14 protein-coding genes are annotated in these 11,555 nt (G+C 73.5%); 1 reads left to right on the top strand and 13 read right to left on the bottom strand.

The features are described from left to right. Positions 1-17 precede the first annotated feature (17 nt). From lepB to rpsP, 7 genes are all read right to left on the bottom strand, one after another. Positions 18-1,079, bottom strand: coding sequence for a signal peptidase I (lepB, locus tag IN07_RS20525; RefSeq protein WP_036339888.1), 1,062 nt, complete (start codon positions 1,077-1,079; stop codon positions 18-20). A 135-nt stretch (positions 1,080-1,214) separates the two neighbouring features. Beyond that, a complete protein-coding gene (gene rplS, locus IN07_RS20520; protein ID WP_036339817.1) occupies positions 1,215-1,571 on the bottom strand; it encodes a 50S ribosomal protein L19 in 357 nt (118 codons plus the stop codon). Between the two features lie 160 nt (positions 1,572-1,731). Further along, complete coding sequence (locus IN07_RS20515) at positions 1,732-2,232, bottom strand: NUDIX hydrolase (protein ID WP_036339814.1); 501 nt, start codon at positions 2,230-2,232, stop codon at positions 1,732-1,734. After that, positions 2,229-2,975 carry a tRNA (guanosine(37)-N1)-methyltransferase TrmD gene (trmD, locus tag IN07_RS20510; protein ID WP_036339810.1) on the bottom strand — a complete coding sequence of 249 codons (747 nt, stop codon included), beginning with the start codon at positions 2,973-2,975 and terminating at the stop codon, positions 2,229-2,231. Before trmD ends, IN07_RS20515 begins: the two co-directional genes overlap by 4 nt. Then, positions 2,972-3,484, bottom strand: a complete 513-nt coding sequence (gene rimM / locus IN07_RS20505; protein WP_269429981.1) for a ribosome maturation factor RimM — start codon at positions 3,482-3,484, stop codon at positions 2,972-2,974. Before rimM ends, trmD begins: the two co-directional genes overlap by 4 nt. 47 nt (positions 3,485-3,531) lie before the next feature. Continuing rightward, a complete protein-coding gene (locus IN07_RS20500) occupies positions 3,532-3,768 on the bottom strand; it encodes an RNA-binding protein (protein WP_014742367.1) in 237 nt (78 codons plus the stop codon). A gap of 3 nt (positions 3,769-3,771) precedes the next feature. After that, positions 3,772-4,257 carry a 30S ribosomal protein S16 gene (gene rpsP, locus IN07_RS20495; protein WP_036339804.1) on the bottom strand — a complete coding sequence of 162 codons (486 nt, stop codon included), beginning with the start codon at positions 4,255-4,257 and terminating at the stop codon, positions 3,772-3,774. Between the two features lie 154 nt (positions 4,258-4,411). On the opposite strand from rpsP, the gene IN07_RS20490 reads away from it, so the two are divergent. Continuing rightward, positions 4,412-4,852 (top strand): VOC family protein, encoded by a 441-nt coding sequence (locus IN07_RS20490; RefSeq protein WP_052091571.1) that lies wholly within the window; start codon positions 4,412-4,414, stop codon positions 4,850-4,852. Here the strand turns inward: IN07_RS20490 and IN07_RS20485 are convergent. The 6 genes from IN07_RS20485 to IN07_RS20460 all read right to left on the bottom strand — a co-directional run. After that, positions 4,780-5,154 carry a ribonuclease E inhibitor RraB gene (locus IN07_RS20485; protein ID WP_036339801.1) on the bottom strand — a complete coding sequence of 125 codons (375 nt, stop codon included), beginning with the start codon at positions 5,152-5,154 and terminating at the stop codon, positions 4,780-4,782. The genes IN07_RS20490 and IN07_RS20485 overlap by 73 nt on opposite strands. Then, on the bottom strand, positions 5,147-6,895 hold the full coding sequence (locus IN07_RS20480; protein ID WP_036339799.1) for a proline--tRNA ligase: 1,749 nt from the start codon (positions 6,893-6,895) through the stop codon (positions 5,147-5,149). Before IN07_RS20480 ends, IN07_RS20485 begins: the two co-directional genes overlap by 8 nt. Before the next feature lie 47 nt (positions 6,896-6,942). Continuing rightward, on the bottom strand, positions 6,943-8,037 hold the full coding sequence (locus IN07_RS20475) for an amidohydrolase family protein (protein ID WP_231558497.1): 1,095 nt from the start codon (positions 8,035-8,037) through the stop codon (positions 6,943-6,945). Between the two features lie 4 nt (positions 8,038-8,041). Beyond that, positions 8,042-9,613, bottom strand: coding sequence for a signal recognition particle protein (gene ffh / locus IN07_RS20470; RefSeq protein ID WP_036339798.1), 1,572 nt, complete (start codon positions 9,611-9,613; stop codon positions 8,042-8,044). Positions 9,614-9,797: 184 nt separating this feature from the next. After that, positions 9,798-9,989, bottom strand: a complete 192-nt coding sequence (locus IN07_RS20465; RefSeq protein ID WP_036339795.1) for a hypothetical protein — start codon at positions 9,987-9,989, stop codon at positions 9,798-9,800. A gap of 95 nt (positions 9,990-10,084) precedes the next feature. After that, positions 10,085-11,555 (bottom strand): ACT domain-containing protein (locus IN07_RS20460; RefSeq protein WP_156119316.1); only part of this gene is annotated, 1,471 nt, incomplete at its 5' end.

Below are 11,555 nucleotides of genomic sequence, written 5' to 3'. Positions count from 1 at the left end.
CCTCCGCGAGCCCCGGGTCAGTCGGTGTGCGACTCCCGGCCGGGCCGGGTCTGGACCGGTCGACGGACCCGGCGCCAGCCGGTGCCCGGCGGGCGGCGGGACGGCCCGGTCAGCCGGGCGCCCCGGGAACGACGCCGCCGGCGCCAGGCGGTGAGCGGCAGCGCGCCACCGAGCCCGAGCACGTAGGGGGCGGCCAGGGCTGCGGTGTCCTGCACAGGTACCGGCTCCGGCCCGACGGCGCCCGAGGCCTCCGCCTGGCCGGCCTGGATGTCCGGGCTGTCGAGCAGGGTGAACCGGTCCAGCGGCCAGACGATCAGGGCCGCCTTGCCGATGACGTCGTCGACGGCGATGGTGCCGGAGTACTGGTCGTCCATGTGCTGCTTGGAGTCGGCCGACGCGGAGCGGTGGTCGCCCATGACCCACAGCCGCCCCTCGGGCACGGTGACCGGGGGGAACTCGCGACCGCCGGAGCCGCCGGTGTTCAGCGGGGAGTCCTGGTGGATGTAGGGCTCGTCGAGCGGCTCGCCGTCGACCATGACCCGCCCCTGCGGATCGCAGCACTCGACGGTCTGCCCCTCGGTGGCGATGACCCGCTTGACGTAGTCGTCCTCACTGGGCGGGGCGACGCCGATCGCCCGGCCCAGGGTCAGCGCGGCGCCGGTGAACCAGTTGGTGGGCTCCTCCACCGCGATCTCCGGCGACCAGGTGTCCGGGCCCTGGAACACCACGATGTCGCCGGGCTCGGGCTCGCCGAACCAGTAGGGCACCTTGTTGACCAGCACGCGGTCACCCGTGCAGCCGGTGCAGCCGTGCAGCGTCTGCTCCATCGAGCCCGACGGGATGAAGAACGCCTGGACCAGGAAGGTCTTCACCAGCAGGGCGAGCACGAACGCGATGACCAGCAGGACCGGCAGCTCACGCAGCAGGGAGCCCTTCTTCGCCTCCCGCCCGCGGCCTCGGCTGGCGGCCGCCGGCCCCGTCGGGGTCGTGGCGGTGGGGTCGGCGGTGTTCTGGTCGGCGGAGGTGGGACGCCCGGCATCGCCGGTGTCGGCAGGCTCTGCGGGCCCGTGCGTGCTCATCGGGGACCAGCGTACGGTCCGCCGGCCCCCACGTCCGGCGACCCACCCGTCGACCGGTGCGGCCAGTGCCGCCCCCACGAACACGACCGGGCCGGCTGCGAGTGCAGCCGGCCCGGTCGTTCAGATTGCTGGAGGTCAGCGGCTGACGACCTCGCGCTTCTCCTTGATCTTGGCGGCCTTGCCGCGCAGCTCGCGGAGGTAGTACAGCTTCGCCCGACGCACGTCACCGCGGGTCAGCACCTCGATCTTCTCGACGACCGGGGTGTGCACCGGGAAGGTGCGCTCCACGCCGACGCCGAAGCTGACCTTGCGGACGGTGAAGGTCTCGCGGATGCCGCCACCCTGGCGACGGATGATGACGCCCTGGAAGACCTGGACACGGGCACGGGTGCCCTCGATGACACGCACGTGCACCTTCACGGTGTCCCCGGGCCGGAAGGTGGGGATGTCGTCGCGGAGCGACGCAGCGTCGAGGGCGTCCAGGGTGTTCATCGCAGCAGTCCTCAGTCCTAGCGGGAAAGTCGTCGTGGTACGGGCAGCGGTGTCCCGGTGCATCCGTACCGGGTGGCTGCGCTCCACCGCCCGGTACGGATGCGGAGCCACCGTCGGGGTGAGCCGACGGCCTGCAGCAGCTCACTACTGTGCCACATCTTCAGTCGACGATGCGTGGCGGCCCCGTCCACGGGCCGGCGAGCACCCCCGGCAGCGCCGTGGCGAGGTCCCGCGGAGCGAATGCCTCGACGCTGTCGGTGATCTCCGCCAGGGACCACCACCGGTGCGGTTCGTCCAGCTGCCGTTCCAGCTCGGTGCGCCCGCTGACGTCGACGTCGTGCACCACGTCACGCAGCACGAAGAAGGTCTCCCGGGCGTCCAGCAGGGTGTCGCCCCACCGGCCCTGCCAACGGCGGAGCCACACCGGGCCCTCTAGCGCCGCCGGCTCGACCAGGAGGGCGGTCTCCTCGGCCAGCTCCCGCACTGCCGCCGTCCGCAGGTCCTCGCCGTCCTCGACGCCACCACCAGGGGTGAACCAGTACTCGACTCTCCCGGCTCCGCTGCTCGGCTGCAGGCCGCGCCCACCGAACAGCAGCACCCGCTGCTCGCGGTCGAGCACCAGCACCCGGGCCGACGGGCGGACCCAGACGCGCGACGTCACGCCTGGGGGTCCGCGTCCAGCGCGGCCCGGTCCGCGGCGGTCAGCGCCCCGTCGGGCAGCCCGGTGAGCAGGTCGGGACGGCGATCGGCGGTGCGGCGCAGCGACTGGGCCCGCCGCCAGCGGGCGATCGCGGCGTGGTCACCGGAGAGCAGCACCGGGGGCACCTCGTGGCCGCGCCAGGTGGCCGGCCGGGTGTAGGACGGGCCTTCGAGCAGTCCGTCGGCGTGCGAGTCGAACTCGACCGACTCCGCGTTGCCCACGACACCGGGGAGGAGCCGGGTGACCGCCTCGACCATCACCAGCACCGCGGACTCCCCGCCGGCGAGCACGTAGTCGCCGATCGAGACCTCCGAGACCGGACCACCCTCGGCGGCCCAGTCGGCGACCCGCTGGTCGATCCCCTCGTAGCGGCCGCAGGCGAAGACCAGCCCGGGCTCGGTTGCCCACTGGGCAGCGACCGCCTGGGTGAACGGGCGGCCGGCCGGCGTGGGGACGACGAGCCGGGTGCCGGGAGGACGCACGGCCTCCAGCCCCCTCCCCCAGGGCTCCGGGCGCATGACCATGCCCGGCCCCCCGCCGTAGGGCGAGTCGTCGACCGTGCGGTGGACGTCGTCGGTCCACTGCCGCAGGTCGTGGACGCCGACGGAGACCAGTCCCTTGGCCGCCGCCTTGCCCAGCAGCGACTGGCCCAGCGGGGCGAGGTACTCCGGGAAGATCGTCAGGACGTCGATCCGGAACGTCACAGGTCGAGCAGCCCCTCGGGCGGGTCGATGACCAGCCGGCCGGCCGCGAGGTCGACGGTGGGGACCATCGCGGTCACGAACGGCACCAGCAGCTCCCCACCCTCGGGACGGCGCAGCACCAGCAGCTCGGTGCCCTCGTGCCGCACGCCGGTCACCTCACCGACCGGGGAGCCGTCGGGCAGCTCGGCGGCCAACCCGACCAGCTGGTGGTCGTAGAACGAGTCGGGGTCCTCCAGCTCCGGCAGGGCCGCGACGGGCACCAGGAGCATCGTGTTCCGCAGCGCGTCGGCCGCCTCGCGGTCGGCGACCACGGTGCCGTCGGGCAGGAGCAGGGTGAGCAGCAGCGTGCCGCTGTGCCAGCGGGCCGCCTCGATGGTCAGCGGCCCCCGTGTGGCGGGCTCGGTGAGCAGCGTGCCCCCCGGGGCGAACCGCAGGTCGGGGTCGTCGGTGCGCACCTCGACGGTCACCTGACCACGGACACCGTGGGGTCGGCCGATGCGGCCGACCACCACGGTGTCGGTGTTCTGCGGGGTGGCGCCGGAGGCGCCGGGAGTGCTCAGCGCCCGTCGGTGTCGACGACGTCGACCCGGAGGCCGCGCCCACCGACACCGGTCATCACCTGGCGCAGCGCCTTGGCGGTGCGCCCGCCGCGGCCGATGACCTTGCCGAGGTCGTCGGGGTGCACCCGGACCTCGAGGGTCTTGCCGCGCCGGCCGTTGACGAGGTCGACCACGACGTCGTCGGGGTTGTCGACGATGCCCTTGACCAGGTGCTCGAGCGCCTCTTCCAACATCTGTTACTCGGCGGTCATCTCGGTGACGGCCTTCTCGACCTTGGCCTCGTCGACCTCGGGTGCATCCGTCTTGACCTCGTCGGCCTTGGGTGCGTCCGCCTTGGGAGCGGCCTTCTTCTTCGGCGTGGTGGCGTCGGCGGACGGCTCGCTCATGGCGGCCCGCGCGGCCTCCTCGTAGATGGCCTTCTTGTCGGCCTTGGGGGCCGCGACCTTCATCGGGGCCGGGGCCGGCTCGCCCTTGAACTTCTGCCAGTCGCCGGTCACCCGGAGGATGGCCCGCACGGCCTCGGTCGGCTGCGCGCCGACGCCGAGCCAGTAGGCGGCGCGCTCGCCGTCGACCTCGATGAAGGACGGGTCCTCCTTCGGGTGGTACTTGCCGATCGTCTCGATCGAACGACCGTCACGCTTGGTGCGGGCGTCGGCGACGACGATGCGGTAGTACGGCGCGCGCATCTTGCCCAGGCGCATAAGCTTGATCTTGGTGGCCACGAGTGTGGTGTGCTCCTCGAACGTGTGTGGTTGCTCGCCGGACGGACGCGTGGGGGTACGCCGGGGCGGAGCGCTGGACACGGGCGGGGATGGTGAGAGGGCCGCCCACCGCCGTGTTCGACAGACCATGATGCCAGATGCCAGGAGGAACGCGATGCCCAGCACCGGACCGCTGCACCACGTGGAGCTGTGGGTGCCGGACCTGGACCGCGCCGAGGCCTCCTGGGGGTGGCTGCTCACCGCACTGGGCGCCGTGCCGTTCCAGGAGTGGGAACGGGGGCGGTCCTGGCGCTGGGGCGAGGACGGCACCTACGTGGTGGTGGAGCAGTCACCGGCGCTCACCGGCGACCGGCACGAGCGACGAGCACCCGGGCTCAACCACCTGGCGTTCTGGGTGGACGGGGACCTCGACGCGCTGGTGGCCGAGGCCCCGGCGCACGGCTGGCGGCTGCTCTTCCCCGACCGGCACCCGTTCGCAGGCGGACCGGACCACCGGGCCGCCTACCTGGAGGACGCCGACGGCTACGAGGTGGAGCTGGTGTCCGGCTCCCCCGAGCCCTCGGGGGGCACCAGGAAGCCGCCCCAGCCGTCGTAGCGGCCCCCGTGCCGCTCGACGATGCCGACCACCTCACGGGTGAAGCCGGCCGCCGTCCCGTGGTCGACCGCGGTCATGGCACTGAACTCCAGCCACACGGTGAGGAAGCGGCGGTACAGCCCGTCGACCCGGTAGCCGGCCGCGGTGAGCTCCTCGCCCGCCGCGACCGCCGCCGACCGGGACCGGAAGCCGGCCAGGTGGTCGATCGGCCGGGGTCGATCGACCTGGTCACCGTGCCCCAGGTTCGCCTCGACCGTCTCGGCGGTCAGCCGGAGCTGCTCGGCGAGCGAGCCGTCAGCCACGGACCGCGGCGAGCACGGCCGCAGCCGCGTCGGCCACCGCCACCTCCGACCGCTCCCCCGTCGCCCGGTCGCGGACCTCGATCACGCCCTCGGCCAGGCCCCGCCCGACCGTCACGATGGTCGGCATGCCCAGCAGCTCGGCGTCCTTGAACTTCACCCCGGGCGAGACCTTCGGCCGGTCGTCGTAGAGCACGGTCAGCCCGGCGGCGACCAGCTCCTCGGCCAGCGACTGCGCCGCCTCGAACACGGCGGCGTCCTTGCCGGTGGCGACCAGGTGCACGTCGGCCGGGGCGATCTCCCGCGGCCACACCAGGCCCAGCTCGTCGTGGGTGGACTCGGCGATCGCGGCCACCGCCCGGGAGACGCCGACGCCGTAGGAGCCCATGGTGACGGTGACCAGCTTGCCGTTCTCGTCGAGCACCTTGAGGTCGAGCGCCTCGGCGTACTTGCGGCCCAGCTGGAAGATGTGGCCCATCTCCACGCCCCGGGCCAGCTCCAGCGGTCCGGAGCCGTCGGGGGCGGGGTCGCCGGGCAGCACCTCGGCGGCCTCGATCACGCCGTCCCAGCTGAAGTCGCGGCCGGCGACGAGGTCGAACACGTGCTTGCCGGGCTCGTTGGCCCCGGTGATCCAGCGGCTGCCGGGGACGACGCGGGGGTCGACGAGGTACCGGATGCCGGACTTGCCCTCAGCACCGAGGACCTGCGGCCCGATGTAGCCCTTGACCAGGTCGGGGTGCGCGGCGAAGTCGGTGAACGGCTCGACCTCGGCCGGGGCGAGCTGCGCCTCCAGCCGCTTGGCGTCCACCTCCCGGTCGCCGGGCAGACCGATGACCAGCGGCTCGCGGGTGCCGTCGGGGTGCGCGAGGGTGACGACGACGTTCTTCAGCGTCGAGGCGCCGGTGTACCCGGCGTCGGGGAACAGCTCGTTGGCCACCGCGACCAGCGTCGCGATGGTCGGGGTGTCGGGGGTGTCCTCGACGTGCGCCTCGGGCAGCCCGTCGAACGGGATCGACTCGGGGACGACGGTCGACACGGCCTCGACGTTCGCCGCGTACCCGCCCGGCGAGCGGACGAAGGTGTCCTCGCCGATCGACGTCGGGTGCAGGAACTCCTCGCTCTTGGACCCGCCCATCGCGCCGGACATCGCCGAGACGATCACGTACTCCAGGCCCAGCCGGTCGAAGATCCTGATGTAAGCGGCCCGGTGCGCGGCGTAGGAGGCGTCCAGCCCGGCGTCGTCCACGTCGAAGGAGTAGCTGTCCTTCATGGTGAACTCGCGGCCGCGGAACAGCCCGGCCCGGGGCCGCGCCTCGTCCCGGTACTTGGTCTGGATCTGGTAGAGGGAGACCGGCAGGTCCTTGTAGGACCCGTACAGGTCCTTCACCAGGAGCGTGAACATCTCCTCGTGGGTGGGGCCGAGCAGGAAGTCGTTGCCCCGCCGGTCCTTCAGCCGGAAGAGGTTGGGCCCGTACTCGGTCCAGCGGCCGGTCGCCTCGTAGGGCTCCCGCGGCAGCAGTGCTGGGAAGTGCACCTCCTGCGCGCCCATCGCGTCCATCTCCTCGCGGACGACGCGCTCGACGTTCCGGAACACCCGCCAGCCCAGCGGCAGCCAGGTGAACCCACCCGGCGCGGCCCGCCGGATGTAGCCGCCCCGGGCGAGCAGCCGGTGGCTGGGGACCTCGGCGTCGGCGGGGTCGTCACGCAGGGTGCGCAGGAACAGGGAGGACATCCGAAGGAGCACGGGAGGAGTGTCCCAGGCGTCCGCCGGACGCCGTCCATCGGTTTGGCTCAGGCGACGACGCGTCCGCGGAGGACCATCCGTTGCGGTCGCTGTAGCGAGTCGAGGTCGGCCCGGGGGTCGGTCTCGTAGACGACCAGGTCGGCCGGGGCGCCTTCGGCGATGCCCGGCAGGCCCAGCCACTCGCGTGCGCCCCAGGAGCCGGCGCCCAGTGCGGCCTCGGCGGGCAGCCCGGCGGCGTGCAGCGCCCGGATCTCGTCGGCGATGACCCCGTGGTCGACGCCCCCACCGGCGTCGGTGCCGGCGAACACGGGCACGCCGGCCTCGAACGCGGCGCGCACCACGGCTCCGGAGCTCGCGTACAGCCGCCGCATCGTGGACGCGTACGAGGGGAACTTGGCCTCCCCCGCCGCCGCGAAGCCGGGGAAGTTCTCCACGTTCACCAGCGTCGGGACGACGGCGGTGCCCCGGCGGGCCATCTCCCCCACCAGCTCCTCGGTCAGGCCGGTGCCGTGCTCGATGCAGTCGATCCCCGCCCCGATCAGCCCGGGCAGCGCATCGGTGCCGAAGGTGTGCGCGGTGACCCGGGCACCCTCCTCGTGTGCGGCGGCGATCGCCGCGGCCACGACGTCGTCGGGCCACTCCGGCGCCAGGTCGCCGACGCCGCGGTCGATCCAGTCACCCACCAGCTTCACCCAGCCGTCACCGCGCCGGGCCTGCACCCGCACCTCGGCCACCAGGTCGGGCGGCTCCAGCTCGATCGCCAGCCCGGGGATGTAGCGGCGAGGGGCGGCGATGTGCCGGCCGGCACGGATGACCCGGGGCAGGTCCAGGTGCTCGTCGAGCACCCGGGTGTCGACCGGGGAACCGCAGTCGCGCAACGCCAGCACCCCGGCGGCACGCTCCTCCAGGGCCTGGTCGCGCAGGTCCTCGACACCGGTGGCGTGCACCCCACCCCGGCCGATGCCGACGTGGCAGTGCGCGTCGACCAGGCCGGGCAGCAAGAAGCCACCGCGGCTGACCGTCTCGGCGCCGGAGACCGGCTGGAAGGTGATCCGCCCCTCGCTGACCCAGAGGTCGCGGTGCTCGCCCTCGGGGAGGACGACGCCGGAGAGGTGCAGGGCAGGCGCAGCAGCGGTGGTCACCGGATCAGCGGCCCTGCTGGTCCTTGAACTGGCTGAAGTCCAGCTTGCTCAGGTCGGGCATCGCCTGACCGGGCGGCAGACCGGGCACCCCGCCCGGCATCCCGCCGGGCAGCTGACCGGGCGCCCCGCCCATGCCACCGGGGGCACCGATCGGCCGGCGGGCCGGGCCGCCCTTCTTGCCGCCCTTGCCCTTCTTGCCCTTGCCGCGTGCCTGCACCTGGTTCTGCCGGCCGCGCTGCTTCTTCGACATCGGGCCCATGCCCGGCAGGCCCATGCTGCCGGCCATCTGGCCCATCATCTTCTGCGCCTGGGCGAAACGCTCCAGCAGGTGGTTGACGTCGGTGACGCTCATCCCCGAACCGTTCGCGATCCGCACCCGGCGGGAGGCGTTGATGATCTTCGGGGTCGCGCGCTCGGCCGGGGTCATCGACCGGATGATCGCCGCGGTGCGGTCCAGGTCCCGCTCGTCGACCTGCGCGAGCTGCTCCTTCATCTGCCCGGCGCCGGGCAGCATGCCGAGCAGGTTCGCGATCGGGCCCATCTTGCGGATGGCCATCATCTGCTCGAGGAAGTCCTCGAGGGTGAAGCCCTCGCGGCTGGCGAGCTTGCCGGCCATCTTCTCGGCCTGGTCGGCGTCGAAGGCCTGCTCGGCCTGCTCGATCAGGGTCAGCACGTCGCCCATGCCGAGGATGCGCGAGGCCATCCGCTCGGGATGGAAGACGTCGAAGTCGGCCAGCTTCTCGCCGGTGGAGGCGAACATGATCGGCTGCCCGGTCACGTGCCGGACCGACAGCGCGGCACCACCGCGGGCGTCACCGTCGAGCTTGGTGAGGACGACGCCGGAGAAGCCGACGCCCTCCTGGAACGCGGTCGCCGTGGTGACGGCGTCCTGCCCGATCATCGCGTCGACGACGAACAGCGTCTCGTCGGGCTGCACGGCGTCCCGGATGCCGGCGGCCTGGGCCATCAGCTCGGCGTCGATGCCCAGCCGGCCGGCGGTGTCGACGACGACGACGTCGTGCTGGGTGCGGCGGGCGTGGTCGATGGAGTCCCGCGCGACGGCGATCGGGTCGCCCACGCCGTTGCCGGGTTCGGGTGCGTAGACGTCGACGCCGGCCTGCCCGGCCACCACCGACAGCTGCTGCACCGCGTTGGGCCGCTGCAGGTCACACGCGACCAGCAGCGGGGTGTGCCCCTGCGCCTTCAGCCAGCGGCCGAGCTTGCCGGCCAGGGTCGTCTTACCGGCGCCCTGCAGGCCGGCCAGCATGATGACCGTGGGCGACTGCTTGGCGTAGCGGATCCGGCGGGTCTCCCCGCCGAGGATGCCGACCAGCTCCTCGTTGACGATCTTGATGATCTGCTGCGCCGGGTTCAGCGCCGAGGAGACCTCCGAGCCGCGCGCCCGCTCCTTGACCGCAGCGATGAACGACCGGACGACCGGCAGCGCGACGTCGGCCTCGAGCAACGCGATGCGGATCTCCCGCGCGGTCGCGTCGATGTCCTCGTCGGAGAGCCGGCCCTTGCCGCGCAGACCGGTGAAGACCTTGTCCAGGCGGTCGGAGAGGGTCTCGAACACAACACGTCCTCAGGCAGTCTGGCGTGCAGCCACCGGCCGGCCCACCAGGGAGTTCAGCGGGCCGAGCGGCACGGCTCGGGCTCCCGGGGCCACCCCGGGGCCGTCACGCCACCGTTCCCAGCGTAATGGCCCATCGGCGGGTGCCCGCCAGGAACTCGTCGGCGGTGGGCGGTGGGCTCCTGCTTCAGGCGGCGTGACGCAAGGTCACGGCCGCCGGACGGTGCACGTCCCCGCTGACCAGGGCGGTGCCGCAGTCGGTGCAGGCCCACTCCGGGCACGCGCCGCCGTCCTCGGTGTGGCCGTCGATGCACTCCGGCTGCTCGAAGTCGGTGTCGTGCTCACAGGTGGGGCAGGGCCACTGCTGCAGGTCGCTCACGAGTGCGTCCCCTCTCGTCTCGGCGCCGGTCGTCGGGAGCGGGCTCCCGTCCGGCACGTCGAACGTCTCACGGGGGTACGACAGAACCGCGGACCTCAGGCCGACGGCGTGTCGCGCTTGACGCCGGGGCCGCCGACCGTCGCCGACGAGGCAGGGTCCGCCGCCCCGGGTGTCGTGCCGCGCGCCGCGGACACCAACGCCTCCTCGACCCGACGGCGCCGGTCGGCGTCCATCGTCGCGCCGGCGGGGTCACAGACGTAGAAGGAGTCGAGCGCATCGGCCCCGAGGGTCTCGATCCGCGCCGAGGTCACGTCCAGCCCCTGGTCGGCCAGCGCGGAGGTCAGCCGGTAGAGCAGGCCGGCCCGGTCACCGGCGCGGACCTCGACGATGCTGGAGGCGGCGCCGTCGACCTCGTTGTCGTGCCAGGAGATCCGGGGCGGCGCCGCACGGTCCACGTGCTGGCGGTAGTCGATCTCCCGCTGCCGCAGCCGGTCGGCCAGCGGCAGCGTCCCCTCCAGGGCCGCCCGGACGCCGTCGGCCAGGATCTCCGGCACCGGCGCCCGGCCGAACCGCGGCCGCACGGCGAACACCGACGTCGCCTGGCCGTCCTCGACCGAGGTGCTGGCCGCCCGGACATCGAGCTGGTTCAGCGCCAGCACGCCGGCACACCGGCTGAACAGGCCGGGCCGGTCCGGCGCCAGGAACGTCACCTGCTGGCCGTCGGCGACGTCCCGGACGCCGACCGAGATGCGCCCGCCCTCCCCCGCGGACCCCGGGCCCGAGGAGCTGACCTGCGGGGTGGTCGGCTCCAGCACCGGTCCGGGCGCCGGGGCGGCCACCAGGTGCGCCCGCACCCGGGCCACCAGCGCGGCGACCAGGTGGGCCTTCCACGGGGACCACGCCGAGCTGCTGGTCGCTGCGCCGTCGGCCTGCGCCAACGCGTGCAGCAGCTCCAGCAGGGCGACGTCCCGGCCGATCGTCTCGGCGACCCGGTCGATGGTCGCGAGGTCGTCGATGTCCCGCCGGGTCGCGGTGGCCGGCAGCAGCAGGTGGTGGCGCACCATCGCGGCCAGCGTGGCGACGTCCGGCGGGGAGAAGCCCATCCGGGTCGCCACCTCCGCGGCGATCGGCTCCCCGACGACGCTGTGGTCACCGGGCCAGCCCTTGCCGATGTCGTGCAGCAGGGCGCCGACCAGCAGCAGGTCGGGCCGGTCGACGTCGCGGGTCAGCTCCGACGCCGCTGCGGCGGCCTCCACCAGGTGCCGGTCGACGGTGAACCGGTGCCACGGGTGCCGCTGCGGCAGTGACCGCACCCGGTCCCACTCCGGCAGCATCCGGGCCAGCAGCCCCTCCTGGTCCAGCTGCTCGATGACCGGGACTGCGCTGCGACCACTGGCCAGCAGCCGGAGGAAGGACCAGCGGACCTCCGCCGGCCAGGGCTCGGGCAGCGCGGGCGCGTGCACGGCGAGCACCTTGAGCGTGTACGGCGACAGCAGCAGGTCCACGCGGGCAGCGGCGGCGGCACCGCGCAGCACCAGGCCGGGGTCGGCGGCCGGCCGGGCATCG

The sequence above is a fragment of the Modestobacter caceresii genome, from assembly GCF_000761485.1.
Taxonomy (GTDB): Bacteria; Actinomycetota; Actinomycetes; order Mycobacteriales; family Geodermatophilaceae; genus Modestobacter; species Modestobacter caceresii.
Note: the sequence above shows the minus strand (reverse complement) of the source record. Positions and strands in the feature narration are given on the sequence as shown.